The organism is Streptomyces uncialis, assembly GCF_036250755.1.
GTDB classification, from domain to species: Bacteria; Actinomycetota; Actinomycetes; order Streptomycetales; family Streptomycetaceae; genus Streptomyces; species Streptomyces uncialis.
On sequence record NZ_CP109583.1, the window covers coordinates 2,003,582 to 2,020,724 of the forward strand.

Here is a 17,143-nt window from a genome sequence, read left to right on the forward strand (position 1 = left end):
ATCTCGGAGGCCCTTTGACGAGTCACATACCCGCCTTCACCCATGAGAGTGAAGTGCAGAGAAGCACAGGCGAATATAAGATAAAGCCGATAAAGAAGCAGGTCAGGGACCTTCTCGGCTACCCCTATCCGGTACGCATCCCGAAAGGTGTTTTCGTCGAGCAGTGGGTCGGCATATCCACCGACGAATTCCACCGGGCCAAGGATGCCGACGTCCAGTACATGCGCAACCGGCACCCCCTCATCGATATGGACTGGTCGCGCGCGGACTGCATCCGCTACCTGACCGCCCGTGGACTGGGCGCCACTCCGAAATCCAGCTGCCTGGGATGCCCCTTCCACGGAAACGCGCAGTGGCGGAACATCAGGGACGAATCCCCTGAAGAGTGGGAGGACGTGGTCGCTTTCGACGCGGCGATCCGGCAGGGCAACGCCCGGGCGAACGCCTCCGGAAATCCACTGCTGGGGCAGGCATTTCTGCACCGCTCCCGTGTCCCCCTCAGCGAGGCGCCGATCGACCACGTCACCGCCGCCGAACGGACCGCCCGCCGGCAGGACCTCGACAGCGCCGGACCCGACGCGGACGAACTGGAGACGGGCATCGCCGACGGCTGCTCCCCCTGGGCGTGCCGGGAACCCGGATCCGAGCAGGGCGACTTCGGGCTGGCCGCGTGAGCGGGCTCATCCTGGACCTGTTCGCCGGTCCGGGTGGCTGGTCGTATCCGCTGAGCGTGTTCGGTGTGCGCGATGTCGGTCTGGAGTGGGACGAGTGGGCGTGCCGCACACGGGCAGCAGCGGGCCAGCTCACCATCCAAACGGACGTCGCCCTTTACCCGGTCGGGCCGTTCACGGGCCGCACCAGGGGGGTGATCGCCAGCCCGCCGTGTCAGGCGTGGTCGACGGCGGGCAAGCGACTCGGTCTGCTCGACCAGCCTCTGGTCCACCAGGCTGTCGCCGACCTCGCCCAGGGCCGGGACACACGCGAACGGCTGCTGGGCGCCTGCCGGGACGAGCGGAGCCTCCTCGCAGCGGAGCCGATGCGCTACCTCCACGCCCTCAACTCGGTCGGTGAGCCGGAGTGGGTGGCGATGGAGGAGGTCCCGCACGTCCTGCCCCTGTGGAAGCAGTACGCGGCGATCCTCCGTACCCGGGGATTCTCCGCATGGACGGGAATCCTGAACGCCGCGGACTATGGGGTACCGCAGACGCGGCGCCGCGCGATCCTCCTTGCCTCCCGCGTCCGGACCGCCGAACCGCCCCCGCCCACTCATGCCAGGACATGTGAGCCGGAGACGCTGTTCGGGCCTGGCCGCCGGCGGTGGGTGTCCATGGCCGAGGCCCTCGGCTGGGGCGCCACCGACCGGCCCGTCCCCACCGTGTGCGCGGGCGGCGGGCCCGGGGGCGGACCCGAGCCCTTTCCCTCCGGTTCCCGCAAAGCCCTCGCCGCTGCCCGTGACCGGGGCGCCTGGGCCCGGCGGAAGGCCGGTACGGGGATCCTGCTCGGGTCCCGCCTGGAAGGGGCCGAGCGGCATGGCACCCGCGAGTACCGTCCCGTCGACAGCGCAGCCCCGACCTCCGCTTCGCAGGCGCACCGCTGGTCGTGGAGCCTGCGCAGCAACAACCAGGCCAACGCCACCGTCCGCCGCGCCGACGAGCCGGCCGGAACGCTGTTCTTCGGCCATCGCGCCAACGAATGCGTCTGGGTCGCCGAGTCCCTCCCGGACGAGACCGGCGGGGGCAGCGGAACGGTCGAGCCGATCCGGATCACCGCGGCTGAGGCCGGCGCTCTGCAGACCTTCCCGGCCGACTACCCGTGGCAGGGCACCAAGGGGCAGCAGTTCTCGCAGATCGGCAACGCCGTCCCCCCGAGGCTGGCCGCCCATCTCCTCGCCCCGCACCTCGGCAGGACCCTCAGCCCCGACGACTTCACGCTGGCCGCCTGATGCCCGACGCGAGCGACCCGCACGGAGACGGTGCCGGGCCTGCGGACCTCGTGCCGTTCCCGCCGGTGCACCACGCCGAGCAGGCCCTCCTCGGCGCCCTCCTGCTCCAGCCCCACCGGCTCAGCGGCCTCCCCCTGGCGGCGGCGGAGTTCTCCACCGCCGCGCACACCGCCCTGTTCACCGCGATGAAGGCCGTGCAACCACCGGACCCGGCTGCCCACGCGAAGGAGCCGCTGTGGCTCAACACCGTGCTGGACACGGCCCGCCGCGAGGCGCGCGGACTCACAGCCTCCTACCTCCACACCCTCATCAGCGCCTGTCCCGACCCCGCCCACACCGACGTGTACGCACGGATGATCCGTGAGGAGCACGCACACCGCACCCTCGACCATCACGTCGCACACCTGGCCCAGCTCGCCACCGACCCCAAAGCCCCCGGGCCGGTGCCCCCCGTGCTCGCTGCGGCCGACACACTCGCCCGCTGCCTCGACGAGATCGCCGCCCGTTTCCCTCCGCACCCCGGTCCCGCTCCCCGCACCCCGCTGCCACCGGACCCGGCGCCCAGGAGCGACGACGACGTGACGGCGGAAGAGCGGCTGCTGCTGGCCTGCGCCACCGCCCACCCCGACCGGCTCGACCGGGTGCGGTGGCTGCTGCCAGAAGACCTCACCGTCCCCCTGCACACCGCTCTCTACCGCTGCATCACCACCCTCCACCGGCGCAGCGAGCCCATCGACCCGGTGACCGTGCTGTGGGCAGCCCAGCGCCACGGCCTGCACCGCCACCCCACCGACCCTGCCGCTGTCCTCGCCCTGCTCGCCACCCCGGCCGGCACCGTCGAGCACTGGGCCGAACGCGCCCTGGAACGGTCCCTGCTCCACCAGGCCCACACCGCCGCCGCGCGCATCCGCGCCCTCACCGCCGACCGGGCCAACAGCCCGCACCAGCTGACCACCGGCGCACGCCGGGCCCTCGCCGGCCTCCACGCGACACGCACCCGGTTCGACCGGACCGCCCACCCACAAGCACCAGCAACGGCGCCGGCCTCACGCTCCCCCGCCGCAACGCCCCGGGCCGGACCCGCACTCCGGACCACCCCGCCGGCCAGCACAGCCCGCGCAACCCGATAGCCGCCACCGAACGGCCGAGCCCAGCCTGGCTTTGTCCACGACTTCGACGTGGACAGAGCCACCCAGCCCCATATGCACCGCTCCCGTCCAGGGCACCCGTTACGTACGCACCCCGTAAGGATCACCCGATGCCCACCCAGCCCCGCGCGGCCCACGTCCACCTGGCGCTCCACCCCGACCACGCACCCTCGGTCACCGCCACCCTGACCGGCCCCCCGGCAGCAGCCGCCCGAGCGGTCCTCCTCTCCCACGGATTCCGGGACACCCAGGAAGGAGTGATGGTGCTGGGCCGCATCGACCGGGAGGAACCCCACTACGCGTCACGGGCAGCCGAGGATCTCACCCACCACAACCACACGGTGACCGTCGACCCCGCACTGCAGGAGGAGATCGACACCGAGTGGACCTGGGCCAACTACCCAATGCCCTGGCTGACCCGCGACGAGGTACGCGAGGTCGGCGCCGCCGCCCAGGAGATCCACGACGACATCACCGCAGGCCGCCTCACCATCCATCTGCACGCCCACGACGGGTGGACCACCGTCGCCGTCGGCACCCACGAAGACGGCCGCCACCTCCACCTCCACGGCGAGAACCACCTCCGGCAGATCACCCGCATCCACGACACCGAGACCCAAGCCGTCGCCAAATTCCAGCGCCTGTACACCGTCGCCGTACGCCCCGGCCCCGCACCCCCCACCGACACCGAACGCGCCGTGACCGCAGCACACGGCACCAGCACCCATGCCGATGCCGGTCCCGAACGCGTCGCCCCGGATGCCCTGCCCGCCCCCACCGCCGGCCCCGGCGACCACGAAGCGCTCCTCAACGAATTCCTCGACGTCCGGGGCGAATGGGAAATACCGGACCTGGTCCGACTCCACCACCCACGCGGTCCACGAAGGCCTCACCCTGCGGGCCGAGTTCGTCCACGAATCCGACCCTCGCGACACCGCCTGGACCATCGCCGCATACGAGTCACCCGTGGGAGAGCGCCTCTGGCACGCCACGGCCACCGCCTCCACCCCCACCGACGTCGTCCGCACCCTCCTCGACAGCCTCGCCTCCGGGGACGCCTGGGGCGCCGGGCTGGACACCAAGGTCAGCGAGAAGACCCTCGCCAAGGTCACCCGCCCGTTCGCCGATACCGGCTGGCCGCAGACATCCGACGGTCGCTGCATGAACTGGACCGCACCCGACGCAGGCGCAGCCGGGCTCCGGTTCGATGCCTTCGCCGCCCAACACGCCAATGGCCCCCTTCCCACATGGACCCTTTGGGGCGGCAACACCCCCCACCAGCCCACCTGGACCATCCACCTCTCCACACACACCCCCACCGCAATCCTGCAAGCCCTCACCTACGAACTCGCACACGGCGAAAGCACCCGCGAACTCCCAGACCCGAGCCCGCATCAGGCCATGCCTCACGCCACCGGAACACCCCTGCCGGGCCAACCGGTCGCGCCCCCGACTCCGACTGCCACACGCATACGCTGACCCGCACCTACACCGCGTCGGGGTCAGCACCGCGCCCGGCCCGAAGGGGCCAAGACGCTCGGCTGGGCAACCCCAGCCGAGCGTTTCGTCAAGTGCCTGGCAGCTGGTGCGCTCAGGTGATCGTGTAGGGCTTGGGGCAGCCCCTCCGGTCGTCCTCTGCGGTCTCGGCCTCGACGTGCTTCAGGGCGTGATCGCGGCCGTATCCTTCCAGCAGGATGACCGTGGTACAGATCGCGAGGGTATTGATCTGGTCCTCAAGCGCCAGCCCTTCCACCGCGCGGGTCAGCCCCACCTCACCGGTGGCGAGCCGGCGGACCGCCGCCGTCGTCGCGAACTCGGTCTCCATCGGTGCCAGGGCCGCCATAGCGTCGATCTCGCGCACCGACATGGACGGCTCGCCCAGGTTGTCGAAGAGCTCGTCGTGGTTGAGGATCAGCCAGGCCAACACGCGCTCCAGCCGACCGGTGTCCAGACCGGTGAGGCAGTCCGTGACTCGGTCCCGGTTTCCGGCGAGGTAGGCCCGAGTCAGATCGGCCGCCCGTCACGTCGCATCAACCATCCACGGATCGTCTCCGATTGTCATACCGCCCGTTCTAGCGGCTTGATCGCACGGCAGCGGACTTCCTCGCCGGATTCACCACTATGGGGAGGCGGTCGCTGTTGATTCAGGCTCTTGCCGCTGTCAGTTGACCACCTGTGTTGCAACGGCTACTGGAATCCGCCCGTCAGCGACCGGGGCTTCGGCAGCCGCCCGGCACAGCCGGGCCTTCATGGTCACCTTCGCCGCCGCCAACCTCCTCGGCGCCCTCGCCGCCACCCTGCACCGCTGACCAACCCGCGAACCGGGAAGTCGCGGTCTGCGCGCCGAGGACCGAACGGCCCCCGCCGCCCTGGACGAGGACGGCCTCGACCGCGACCAACAGTCCCAAGTGGTGCGGCGCGAGTACCGGCGAACGCCAGGAAGAAGCCCGGGCCCATGTCCAGCGCCGTCTATTGCACCGCCCACCACCAGGCACGCGGCGGGCGAGCCCCGAGAGCACCGCCTCGAAACCACCGCGGAGTTCACCCTCGATCCGCACGTCCTCGGAGCCACCGCTCTCGAGACGTACCTGGCCATCCGCCCCCAAGACCTGCTCCGCCGCTGTCCCGGAGACCAGCCCCGTTGTCGGGGACGGCGGGAGACAGCAGGGGTTCCCCGGTTCGCGAAACCGGGGAACCCCTGGACCCTTGAATACTCCACCGCCACGTCCTGTCCACCTCTTCCGAGGGGAACACCAGCGACGACAACCACAGCCCGCCGCAAGCACACAGGACGAGCCCTACGCCCCGACGTACGCCAGACGGAACAGGTCCACAGCCCGCTCCAGATCACGCTCGGACCGGAGCTGGACCTCCAGGTCACCGGTTCCGTGGTGGCCGAGCCCGGTCACGTCCCGGGTGAACCCGGGCACGAGGTGCACCTCCTTCGGGTGAAGCCTCACGTAGGCAAGGACCTTGGCCTGCTGCGGATGCGGAACACAGACGACGTTCCGCATCCGCCGGTAGGCCGTGTACTGCTTGCGCCGCACCGCCGTGACATCGGCACCCAGCCCGAGCAGCACCTCACCCAGAGCCGCCGACAGATCCGCCATCACCCTCTCCGACACCCTGCGGCGAGGCGACACCCCGGCCGGAAACCCGCACCCCGGCGACCCCGGGGCGCTCCCGTGTGCCCGGATACCGAGGCTACGGTCTCCAGCGCGATGTGGTCGCAGCCGTAGAACCGGTAACGGACCAGATCGATGCCACGCCGGTGCTCGCGTACGGCGTGGATGTCGTAGCGGGTGAAGTCCCCGGCGACGCAGATCACCCGGGGCGCGCTCCACAGGGTCTGCCCGGCCGCCTCGGCGCCGAGCCGGTCGCGGACCAGGCGCTGGAACTCGTCGCGGTGGTCCATCAGCCAGGCCAGATAGAACAGGCCCTGGTGAATCACCCCCGCGTCAGTGGCCCGCTTGTACTCCACAATCACCGGCGCGCCGTTCTCATCCAGGCCCAGTGAATCGATCCGCCCACCATGAACGGGCCCGGTGCTGTACTCACTCGCCAGGAACCGCACCCCAAGCATGGCCTCCATATGCGCCTCGATCAGGCCCTGGACATCCGCCTCGACCTCCGCCAGACGCGGAAAGACCTCCCGGACGCCATGCCGCACGCTGAACAGCCTCAGCCTGGCCACCCCCTCTTTCTCGGCTCCGCCACATGCAACGCCCGCCGCAGGCGGAAATGTTTCCGCAAAGACGCCCGGAAGTATGAAGGTGGACGTGAGAGGCTGCGTTCGCACCACAGGAGACACGCGTCCCTTGGTCACCGAAAATGGGCTGGTCCCCCATGCGTCCCCCAGGGCGCGCGGAACAACAGCGGGAAGTCATGTTTTCGCAGGTCAGAGTCTATAGGGCGCCGCATGTAGCGAGATCCTTCTGAGCGTCGGCTCTGTTCACTTGAGGTATCCATGGCTTCACGCCTCAGCAACCGACAGTTGGCGCAACGCACGAACAGACCGCGGTATGCGGTCTCCTTGCCGTCCTGGAAACCACGGATGCGTGCTGGCTATCACTCGGCGACCCCGGCGTCCATCTAGTGGTCGCCGCAGAGGAAATCCAGCTGAAGGGCTTGATGCCCTCACAGCGTTGCAGGCCAGCCCAGACGTTGCGACGAAGGGAGCCTGGGAGCGCCACTCGGGCCGTTGAGTGTGGGACGGGGCGCCGACAACGGGTCCACGAGATGCGCTCCGAGCGCCTCAAGCATCACTTCAAGGCGCGCCGTAGCAGAATCGTCAGGCGCCTGCGCCGCCCACCGGGTGCGTTGCCGCTCATGGTCGCGGAGGTGCCGACGTCACCCGGCCCGTACAGCCATAACGATGACAAGCACCAGCACCACGGTGGCTGCCAGCTCCCGTCGCCCGCTAGGAACTTGACGCCGTTCGCGGAGTGGTAGATGCAGCCCTGCCGCGCTACATGAACGTTTGGGGGAGGGGAGCGCCCTCGGAAAATCCGTGCCGCATCCGTGTCTCGCCCATAGGCGAGATCATGACCCCCGTGGCCGAACAGAACGGACCACGTTCCACATCGCGTCCAGGCCCACCACCAACGATGACCGAGGGGCTGTCCGTGGCATGCTTAACCGACCTGGCCGGACCAGTTCTGACGAGCATCGATACACCGGTCTGACCTGCGCAGTTGCATCATCGCCCGATCACTGCGAAATACTTGGCAACAAGAGTACGAAAAGGGCTGTTGACCAGCAACTTTACTCTCGGGTCGTCATCAACCCAGGAGGGTTCGCAACGCGGCGAACTCCGGTGCCCGTTCCTCCTGCTGCTGGGGTCGTCATCAACCCAGGAGGGTTCGCAACGAGGTGTTGGTCATGCTGCGACCGTAGGGAGCTCTCGTCGTCATCAACCCAGGAGGGTTCGCAACCCTTCTTGACGGCCTGGTCAGCTTCGCCCTGCAGGCGGTCGTCATCAACCCAGGAGGGTTCGCAACGACCCGGCGAGGCGGACGAGCGCTCGGAGGATGATGGTCGTCATCAACCCAGGAGGGTTCGCAACCGGGCGGGAAAAGCCACTCCACCGGCCACGGTCCCGGTCGTCATCAACCCAGGAGGGTTCGCAACGCGTCAAGCGCTTCCTGATCCGTGGACGCTGTCTCCGTCGTCATCAACCCAGGAGGGTTCGCAACTCCGGCGCGACCGTGTGCGCCCGGTGCGACGGCACGGGTCGTCATCAACCCAGGAGGGTTCGCAACGCCGTGTAGAGGGCGATGATCAGGCCGTCGATGCCGGTCGTCATCAACCCAGGAGGGTTCGCAACCCGCTCACCTCCTGACCGCGCCTGGTGAACCGCCCTGTCGTCATCAACCCAGGAGGGTTCGCAACGGTGATCCGGCGCGCCCGACAGCCGGTGCAGCACCGGTCGCCATCAACCCAGGAGGGTTCGCAACTGGGTGAGCTGTCCGCCACCCGGCCCGGCCTGGTCATGTCGTCATCAACCCAGGAGGGTTCGCAACAGCGCCGTCTGAGGCATGTCCAGCAGGGCGCCGAGGGGTCGTCATCAACCCAGGAGGGTCGCAACACCCACGGTGTGCCTGTGTCGCCCTGATACCACCACAGGAGTCGCCATCAACCCAGGAGGGTTCGCAACAGGTACGCGCTCCCGGTGAACGGGGTGACGAGGGTGGTTGTCATCAACCCAGGAGGGTTCGCAACCACCCGGGGTACGCGCAGCGCGGCGCGGCGGTGGTCGTCGTCATCAACCCAGGAGGGTTCGCAACATCGTTCACGCGTCGGGCGTGATATCGGCGCAGACCGTCGTCATCAACCCAAGAGGGTTGTCTTCCGCCGACGTAGGTCGGCACTGATGTGCGGACCCTCCCGGAAGGGGCTTTCCCGCGAGGCACCCGTGCGCAGTCTCGCGGGGCGAAAGGTATCGCCGCTGCCGGCCGGTCCTGTCCCCGGCGGTGTAGCCACGGCCCGGTCGTTCGCTCCCGGGGAGTGGACCGCCTTGCCGCGACTCTTCGGTAGCGCCGCCTCCCAGGTCAGAGCGTTTTGGTAAGTGGCTTCCTACGAGGAGATGCTGGCGTCCAGACGCAGGCCGAGCGGCGATCGGGGTACCAGACCCCGGGACACTTCAGCCTCTCTCGGCACTGGAGCCTCCTATCACACACAAGGCAATCAAGATGTCATATGACAAGAAGTCACCACACGCGCCATTAGGCCGCCGTACGGTAAACAGCATGCAGGTTAGGCACGTTAGTGCGATGGTGCGCGCTCGCGGGTGGTTGAGATGCGCGTGAAAGTCGATGTCGAGGCCGATCGGCCGAGTCTGGCGTGGGATGACGTACACGGGCCGGCACGTGCCGTCGTCTACGGGCTGCTGGAGGAGCATGATCCGGTGCTCGCCCGTTCGCTGCACGACGACGGTTGGCGGGGTCACCCCCTCAAGCCGGTCGGGGTGACCAGTCCCCAGTTCAAGGGTGCGCCCCGGAAGCGTGGCGTCTACACCACGTCCCCGGACGGTTCGGTGTGGTTCGGCTCGCCGGTTCCCGAGATCGCAGCTGCGCTCGTGGCGGCGCTGGCCGTCCGCACCGAGATCGTCTGGGGTGCGGCCCGGCTGCGGGTGCGCGGGTTCACCGTCGAAGTCGGCACACCTGCCGCCGTCGAGGGGCTCGTGGAGTTGGAGACGGCGACTCCGGTCGTCCTGCGGCGCGAGGGGCGCGAGCTGCTGCCTGACGATGAGCACTACGTCGAGCGGCTGCAGCACAACCTGTCGCACAAGGCCGACGTTCTGGAGCTGCCCGCTCCGCGTGGGCTGCGGGTGCTGGGGGCCGGGCCCAGGAGGATGTTCTCGGTACGGGGTGCGCCGCGGGTCGGGGCGACGGTCCGGGTGGGGATGGAGGCCGATCCGCGGTTCGTGGATGCCGTTCGGTCGTGGGGGCTCGGTCTGGACACGGTGCAGGGGTTCGGGTGGATCCGGTGAGCCACGGGCCGCTGAGCACGACCGGTCATCCGTTGCAGCGCGCCGGGGCCTGGGCCGTGGCCGTCCTCGCCGGGAGGGAGCGGCCGGAGCAGGTGACAGCCCAGGACCTCGACGGCGTCGTCCGGTCCGTGCTGACCGATGTCACGCACTGTGCTGTCGCGGCGAAGACGGATGCTGCGTACGACTGGTGGAAGGTCCTGTTCGCGCTCTACCCCAACTCCAAGCCCACCCATGCGGGCCGTCCGCGTGACAAGGCTCTGCTCAGGGAGGCCCTGGAGCCGATGTTCGCCCCGGACGGCAATGCGCGGGCTCCGCTCCCCTGTGTCTTCTGCGGCACTTCGTCATCCGTGCTGTGGGCCAAGTCGATGCTGCCGCTCTTCGACACCAGCAAGGCACTGAACTCGTTGCCGCCCGGGGTGCGCGGCTGGCCCGTGTGCCGGGGATGCCGGGTCGCCATGTGGGTGCTCCCGTACGGGGCGTGGGTGACGGCTGGCTCGGCGACGGTCCTTTCGTGCGACAACCCGTCCGCCGAGTACGAGTTCGCGGTGCGGAACGTGACCCGGGCACGGCGTATCGCCCAGACCGGTTTCTCCGCCCTGGGCGCGGGTGCCCGGCCGGAGCTGGTCGCGCTGCGGGCGCTGCGCGCGGCTGACGGCGAGCTGTCCGCGACCACGCTGTGGAGCTTCAAGAACGACAACCAGGAGCCGTGGCTGCGGGTGACGCGGACACGCCGGGCGGTTCCGCGGTTCCTCGCGGCGGTGGACGGCAACAGGGTTCTGCGGCGGGGCTGGCGGCTTCTGGAGCTGGCGCTCACCCAACGGGACGGTCAGGGCCGGGTATCCGCCGACGGGGCGGGGGAGGCCGCGCGGCTCGTGTTCGAGGCCGAGGACGGGCGCAGCCGCTCCCTGCTGTCCCAGATCCACCGTTTGCTGTGGGACACCGGCCGGTGGACCGGCGGGGATCGTGCGGCGCTGACCCGGCTGGCCCTTCGTTACGAGAAAGAGGTGCACGGCATGGAGCCGGACCTGAATGGCGTGGCGACGTTGATCGCCGACTGGATCGAGCACGGGAGCGGCAGTCCCCGCGGGCGGCTGGCGGAGTACCGGAATGCCGGGCTGAGCGGCTACCAGCTGGGGCAGCTGCTGTATCAGGCGGCCTTCCGGCTGAAGCTGAACGGGCGGAAGGCCGCCACCGATCCCGAAGCGTGGCGGCCGTTCATCGAGAAGCGGTCCCGCGCCTGGGAGCACCGCATGCTGCTGGGGGCCGAGGTGCTGCGGATCCTCGGTGAGCGTGGCATCGAGGTCGCCGAGCCGCCGCAGGATCCGCAGGAACGTGAGCGGGTCGAGGAACTGCTGAACCAGCCCGTGCTGGCGGCGGATGACGAGTACTACTTCGGAGGGGCGTAATGGCGTATCTGGCGGGCAGGATGCTGATCTCTGTGGAGGCCGGGGCCCCGAACAACGGCAAGGGCGAGGACACGACGGCACGGGTGAAGTACGCCACCGTGCGTGGCCGCCGCCACCCTTATGTCTCCGCGCAGGCGGTGCGCCGCTGGATCAGGGACGGGATGGCGGGGCGGGGCGCGCCCGCGTCGCCCGTGACCCGGGTGGGCAAGGCGCAGAACCGGGCGCAGAAGGCCAATACCGATGCGGATCCGATCACGTACGCGGATGACGATCTGTTCGGGTACATGCGTGCGGGTGCGAAGAAGGACGATGCCGCTACGACGCTGCGTGACAGTCCGTTCATGCTCGGTACGCTGATGTCCGTGGCGCCGGTGCATCCGACGGAGGACTTCGGGGTGATGTCGCGCGGGGTGGGTGAGCCGGTTCTGCACGGGCACGAGTTCTACACCGCCGATCTGGCGGCCCCGTTTCTGTTCGATCTGCCGAGGGTCGGCACGTTCACGCTGCCGAATGCCGACGGTGTGGGGCGGCCGAACTATCTCACGCAGGAGCAGGCTCTCCAGGTCGCGCAGGCGGCGGCGTTGGGCGCGGGGACGGAGGTGTTCCGCGGTCAGGGTGCGGTGCGTCTGCCGGTGAAGGAGCGTCGGCACCGGGCGGCGCTGCTGCTGGAGGCGGTCGCTCATCTCCACGGGGGTGCCAAGCAGGCCCTGCATTACGGGGACCGGGTCCCGTCCCTGATCGTCATGGTGCCGTTCAAGGGGGGCGTCAATCCGCTCGCGCATGTGATCACAGGTGATGAGGGCGGTCTGCTGGTGCGGGGCGATGTGCTGCGCAAGGAGCTGGCGGCGTGGAACGGGGAGTGGATCCCGCCGGTCCGGGTGGGGTGGCGGCCCGGATTCCGTGACGATCTGCGGGCGGATTTCGAGAAGGAGTGCGCGCAGGAGATCGCCGACGGCACCATTGTCGTGGACCATCCTCGTACGGTTCTGCTCGGTCTGGCGTCGGAGATGCGCGGCGGCGCGTTGGACGCCTGGTTCGACGACGCGGCTCAGTGACCGGGGTGTCGTACGCGGAGCCGCTCCCGGCGTGGAGGCTGACGTTCTACGCGCCTGTGGCGTCCTTCAGGGATCCGTTCTTCCCCGGGCTCGCCCGCGGGCTTCCGGTGCCGCCGCCGTCCACGGTGCGGGGCCTGCTCGCCGCGGCGACCGGGGCGCCGTACGAGTCGTTGGCCTTCGGTATGGCCGCCTGGTCGGAAGGCGAAGGGGTGGACGCGGAGACCTACCATCCGATCGACGCGGGCGGCGCCAATCCTGCCGTGTCGGGGCGCGTGCGCCCGGGCAAGGGCGGGATGACCCTGCGGACCCGTCCGTTCCTCACCGGTGTGCATCTGACGGTGTGGCTGCCGGAGGAGGCGGGCGACCGCGTCGCCCGCGCGTTCCGGCGCCCGCAGTGGGGGCTCCGGCTGGGCCGCTCGCAGGACCTGGTCCACCTTGAGGAACGGTTGGAGGTGGTGCTCAGGCCCGTCACGGAGGCGGTCGTGGGCTCGGCCCTGGCCCCGGCCACCGGCCATGACGTGCCGTACGCGGTCACGCACCGTATGGCGGCGTCCGTGTCGGCGGACCGGATGACCACCCGCTGGACCGACTACCTGTGGTGCGACAGGCCCGCAGGCAGGCACCCGGTGCGCGGCGCCCTGGAAGACGGCAGCTACCAGGGGAAAGGGCAAGCCTTGTGGCTCCTGGAGCCGTGACCGGCCCGCCACCGCGGCGGACGTCCCTCGACGACGTCCGGGCGAAGTCGAGACCCGCTCACGACCGGGAGCGGCTCACCACCCACTCCCGCACGGTCCACGCCGCGGTCGGTCCGATCGAGGAACGCATCGGGAACGCGGGCGTCCTCGCCGACGCTCCATCCTTCTGGTCCCGCGTCCGGATGGCCGCGCTCCTGCACGACGCGGGGAAGATCGCCGAAGGCTTCCAGCGCCAGATCGACATCGGCGGCACCCCCTGGGGTGAACGGCACGAAGTGCTGTCCCTCGCCTACGTCGACCTGATCGCGGAAGCCACCACGTGGACCGAGGAGGACCGCCTGATGGTGGCCACGCTCGTGGCCACCCATCATCGTGCCCTGATCGTCGACGGCAACAGCGGCCACACAGGCAAACCGGCCCTCAGCCGGCAGTACAACAAGGAGACCGACTGGAACGAGGCCTTCGGCACCAGTTCCGACCCCAGGACAGGCGAGGCCGTACTGCAAGTGCCGCGCTTCCTGCACCGGGAGTGGCTGGCGTGGCTCTGCGGATATCTGACGGCCGATCCGCCCGCGACCGCCCCCGGGGACCCGTCACTGGCCCACCGGGCCCAGCGCACGCTGGAGGGGCTGCTGGACATGTGGCGGCATCCCGTCAAACCTCATCAAGGGCTGCTCGCCGTCCTCGCCCAGGGTGCGCTCACGCTGGCCGACCGGTCCGGTTCCGCCCATATCGGCCTCCAGACCCATATGCCGCTGGCTCCCGACTACCTGACGCGACTGCCGTACGACCCCTATGCCCACCAGCGGCAGGCCGCGGACGCCTCGGGCCATCTGGTGCTGGTCGCGCCGACCGGCAGCGGCAAGACCGAGGCCGGGCTGGCCTGGGCCGCCGCGCAGACGCGGACCATGCCCGGACTCCCGCGTGTCGTGTGGACGCTGCCCTACCGGGCGTCGCTGAACGCGATCCGCCGCCGCTTCGCCGACACCCTGCTCCCCGGGCCCGGCGAGCGGAAGGCCGACATCGGACTGCTGCACGGCACCGTTGCCCAGACACTCCTCACCGAGGCTCTCGAGGACGACTGCGCCCCCGGTGATCCCCATACCGCACCGACGGCGGACCTGGCACGGAAGGCACGCGCCCAGGCCAACGCGATGCGGTTGTTCACCCAGCGGCTCCGGGTGGCAACCCCGCACCAGCTCCTCAGCGCAGCGATCGCCGGACCCGCGTACTCCTCCGTACTCCTCGAACAGGCGAACGCGGTCTTCGTCCTGGACGAACTGCACGCCTACGAACCCGACACCTTCGGGCGACTGTGTGCCGCCGTGCGGTTGTGGGAACGGCTCGGAAGCCGGTTCGCCGTCCTCTCGGCGACTCTCTCCCATGTGATGACGGAGATCATCGAGGAGAGCGTCGGACAACCGGTCACCGTCCACCGGGCGCCGGAAGGCACCAGTCCCGTACGGCACCGCCTGACGCTGGACGATTCCCCGGTCGACGCACCGGAGGGAATCGAGCGCCTGCGGGCCTGGCTACGCGACGGGCAGAGCGTCCTCGTCGTCACCAACACGGTCGCCCGCGCCCAGAACCTGTACGAGCAGCTGGCCGAGGACGCCCGCGAAGCGCTGCCCTCCGATCCGTGCGCCGCCATGCTGCTGCACTCGCGCTTCAGGAACGGCGACCGGGACGCCATCGAGAAGGCGCTGCTGCGACGGCACCCCGAACGCCGGCCGGGCGAACCGGCGCGTCGCGGCGGTCTCGTCGTCGCCACTCAGGTGGTGGAGGTGTCCCTCCAGCTCGACTTCGACCGGGGGGCCGTGGAATGCGCGCCGGTGGAAGCCGTCGCCCAGCGCGCGGGACGCGTCAACCGGCGTGGCCTTCACCCCGACGGCCCGGTCGAATTCCGCGTCCACCGGCCCGACAGGCACCTCCCCTACGCGCAGGGGGCGATGAACGCCTCCTGGGAGGCCCTCGAAGGTCTCGTCGCCGCCGGAGCGACGACCCTGAGCGAACAGGACATCGACGAACTGCTCCGCCGCGCCTACGCCACCGAGTGGGGCACGACATGGGCGGAGGAGGCGCGCCGCCATCGTGACGCCTTCACTGAGCACTTCCTCACCTTCACCGACCCGTTCCACGACAGGACCGAGTTCGCCCGGGAGCTGACCCGCGCCTTCGACAGTGTGGAGGTCCTGCACCACGAGGACGTGGCCGAGTACCGGGAACTGACCCGGGGAAAGAAGGGCGACCCGCTGCTGGCCTCCCGGCTCCTGATCCCGCTGCGCCTGGGGCAGCTGCATGCCTTCGCCTGCTCCTACGACCCGCATCTGAGGATCCACATCAGCCAAGGCATGTACGACAACGTCCTCGGCCTGCAGCCCCCCGCCGGCCAGGAGACCATCCTGTGAGCCCCGGCCCCGAACCGCCGGCCGAAGACCAGACCGCCGTCGGCGGCGTGCACATCAAATACCTCGTCCACTGTCCCCGCCAGCTCTGGCTGTACGCCCGCGGATACCGCCCCGAGCAGCGCAGCGACCTGGTCGCCTTCGGCGAAGTCGTCGACGACACCACCTTCACCCGGCGCCGCGACGTCGACCTCGGCGAGGCGAAGATCGACTGGGTGACGACCGGCGCCGTCATCCACGAGACGAAGTCCTCCCGCGCCCCGGCACCCGGACACACCGCCCAGGTCAGGCACTACTGCCTGCTCCTGGAGCGCCGCGGGGTCAACGTCCGGGGCGGCGTCGTCCACTACCCCCTGATCCGCCGCACCACGGATGTCGTCTGGGACGACGGCGCCCGCACCGAAGCCGAGGACACGGAAGCGAAGGCACAGACCGTCATCGCCGCGTCCACCGCACCCGACCGGCTGCTCCGCAGCAAGTGCCGCGGATGCTCCTACCTCGACTACTGCTGGGGAGACTGATGCCCGCCGTCGGCCGCACGTACTGGCTGACCGAACCCTGCCGCATCCGCCGCGAGGACAACAGCGTCCGCGTCGAGCGCCCGGACGGCAGTCCGGTCCGTATCCCCATCACCGACATCCGCGACCTGGTCGTCTTCGACCACGTCGACATCAACACGTCCGCACTGTCACTGCTCAGCCGCAACGGCGTCACCGTGCACATCCTCGACCATTACGGCAACCACGCCGGGCACTTCAGCCCCGCCGAGTCGATGTCGTCCGCCGCCACCGTCCGACGCCAGGTCGAAATCTCGGCCGACGACGAGCAGCGGCTCGCAATCAGCCGGTCCCTCGTGCTCGCCACCGCGGAGAACATCCGCTGGGCCCTCGACACCGACCTGCTCGACCCCGCACTGGAAGCGCTCAGGAACGCGCTGCCCGCATGCCGGACCAACGACGCGATCATGGGCCAGGAAGGCAACTTCCGCCGTACCGCCTGGGCCGTACTCGACAGTCGGCTCCCACCATGGCTCCGCATGAACGGCCGCACACGGCGCCCACCGACCAACGCGGGCAACGCCTTCATCAGCTACCTCAACGCCCTCGTGTACGCACGACTGCTGACCGCCTTGCGAAGCACACCACTGCACCCCGCGATCGGCTTCCTCCACGCGGACACCGACCGCCGCCGCAACACACTCGCCCTCGACCTGGCCGAACCCTTCAAGCCCCTGTTCGCGGAACGGCTGCTGCGACGCGCCGCAAGCCAGAAGCACCTGAAAGAGAGCGACTTCGAGACCGACGTGGGCCGGGCCTCCCTCAGCAAGAACGGCCGCAAGAAGATCGCCGCACTGGTGCGGGAAGAACTCTCGACAACGGTCCATCACCGGGGCCTCAAACGACAGGTCAGCTACGAGGAGCTGATGCACCTGGAAGCCCTGAAAGTCGTCAGGCTCTGTCTTGAGGGCACACCGTACAAGCCGTTCCGGCCGTGGTGGTGA

General features: G+C 69.6%; 13 protein-coding genes, 1 pseudogene and 1 CRISPR repeat array. Of the genes and pseudogenes, 11 read left to right on the top strand and 3 right to left on the bottom strand.

The window, feature by feature from the left end:
* Positions 1–53: 53 nt before the first annotated feature.
* From OG711_RS08075 to OG711_RS08085, 3 genes are read left to right on the top strand one after another with little or no spacing between them, the layout of a single operon-like run.
* Positions 54–674 (top strand): hypothetical protein, encoded by a 621-nt coding sequence (locus OG711_RS08075; protein ID WP_266506851.1) that lies wholly within the window; start codon positions 54–56, stop codon positions 672–674.
* On the top strand, positions 671–1,942 hold the full coding sequence (locus tag OG711_RS08080; protein ID WP_329558897.1) for a DNA cytosine methyltransferase: 1,272 nt from the start codon (positions 671–673) through the stop codon (positions 1,940–1,942). Before OG711_RS08075 ends, OG711_RS08080 begins: the two co-directional genes overlap by 4 nt.
* Positions 1,942–3,072 carry a DnaB-like helicase N-terminal domain-containing protein gene (locus tag OG711_RS08085; RefSeq protein WP_329558898.1) on the top strand — a complete coding sequence of 377 codons (1,131 nt, stop codon included), beginning with the start codon at positions 1,942–1,944 and terminating at the stop codon, positions 3,070–3,072. The genes OG711_RS08080 and OG711_RS08085 overlap by 1 nt, the downstream gene beginning before the upstream one ends.
* Before the next feature lie 320 nt (positions 3,073–3,392).
* Here OG711_RS08085 and OG711_RS08090 read toward each other — a convergent pair whose 3' ends face one another.
* Complete coding sequence (locus tag OG711_RS08090; RefSeq protein ID WP_329564262.1) at positions 3,393–3,959, bottom strand: hypothetical protein; 567 nt, start codon at positions 3,957–3,959, stop codon at positions 3,393–3,395.
* On the opposite strand from OG711_RS08090, the gene OG711_RS08095 reads away from it, so the two are divergent.
* Positions 3,850–4,569: a DUF317 domain-containing protein gene (locus tag OG711_RS08095; protein ID WP_329563687.1), complete on the top strand. Its 720-nt coding sequence runs from the start codon at positions 3,850–3,852 to the stop codon at positions 4,567–4,569. The genes OG711_RS08090 and OG711_RS08095 overlap by 110 nt on opposite strands.
* Positions 4,570–4,681: 112 nt before the next feature.
* Here the strand turns inward: OG711_RS08095 and OG711_RS08100 are convergent, their stop codons facing one another.
* Both OG711_RS08100 and OG711_RS39075 read right to left on the bottom strand, forming a co-directional pair.
* Positions 4,682–5,014 (bottom strand): hypothetical protein, encoded by a 333-nt coding sequence (locus OG711_RS08100; RefSeq protein WP_329558899.1) that lies wholly within the window; start codon positions 5,012–5,014, stop codon positions 4,682–4,684.
* An 874-nt stretch (positions 5,015–5,888) separates the two neighbouring features.
* Positions 5,889–6,682 (bottom strand): annotated as a pseudogene (locus tag OG711_RS39075) (transporter).
* A gap of 1,182 nt (positions 6,683–7,864) precedes the next feature.
* A CRISPR array of direct repeats spans positions 7,865–8,613; the repeat unit is 29 nt; unit sequence GTCGTCATCAACCCAGGAGGGTTCGCAAC.
* A 775-nt stretch (positions 8,614–9,388) separates the two neighbouring features.
* Here OG711_RS39075 and cas6 point away from each other — a divergent pair.
* From cas6 to cas1b, 7 genes are read left to right on the top strand one after another with little or no spacing between them, the layout of a single operon-like run.
* The gene (gene cas6 / locus OG711_RS08115) at positions 9,389–10,081 is read left to right on the top strand and encodes a CRISPR-associated endoribonuclease Cas6 (RefSeq protein ID WP_329558902.1); all 693 of its coding nucleotides are present in this window, start codon (positions 9,389–9,391) and stop codon (positions 10,079–10,081) included.
* The gene (locus tag OG711_RS08120) at positions 10,078–11,487 is read left to right on the top strand and encodes a hypothetical protein (RefSeq protein WP_329558903.1); all 1,410 of its coding nucleotides are present in this window, start codon (positions 10,078–10,080) and stop codon (positions 11,485–11,487) included. Before cas6 ends, OG711_RS08120 begins: the two co-directional genes overlap by 4 nt.
* Positions 11,488–11,507: 20 nt before the next feature.
* Positions 11,508–12,542, top strand: coding sequence for a type I-B CRISPR-associated protein Cas7/Cst2/DevR (cas7i, locus tag OG711_RS08125; RefSeq protein WP_329558904.1), 1,035 nt, complete (start codon positions 11,508–11,510; stop codon positions 12,540–12,542).
* A gap of 5 nt (positions 12,543–12,547) precedes the next feature.
* Positions 12,548–13,237, top strand: coding sequence for a CRISPR-associated protein Cas5 (gene cas5 / locus OG711_RS08130; RefSeq protein ID WP_329563689.1), 690 nt, complete (start codon positions 12,548–12,550; stop codon positions 13,235–13,237).
* Positions 13,234–15,645, top strand: coding sequence for a CRISPR-associated helicase Cas3' (cas3, locus tag OG711_RS08135; protein ID WP_329558905.1), 2,412 nt, complete (start codon positions 13,234–13,236; stop codon positions 15,643–15,645). Before cas5 ends, cas3 begins: the two co-directional genes overlap by 4 nt.
* Complete coding sequence (locus OG711_RS08140; RefSeq protein WP_329558906.1) at positions 15,642–16,163, top strand: CRISPR-associated protein Cas4; 522 nt, start codon at positions 15,642–15,644, stop codon at positions 16,161–16,163. Before cas3 ends, OG711_RS08140 begins: the two co-directional genes overlap by 4 nt.
* Positions 16,163–17,143: a type I-B CRISPR-associated endonuclease Cas1b gene (gene cas1b, locus OG711_RS08145; RefSeq protein WP_329558907.1), complete on the top strand. Its 981-nt coding sequence runs from the start codon at positions 16,163–16,165 to the stop codon at positions 17,141–17,143. Before OG711_RS08140 ends, cas1b begins: the two co-directional genes overlap by 1 nt.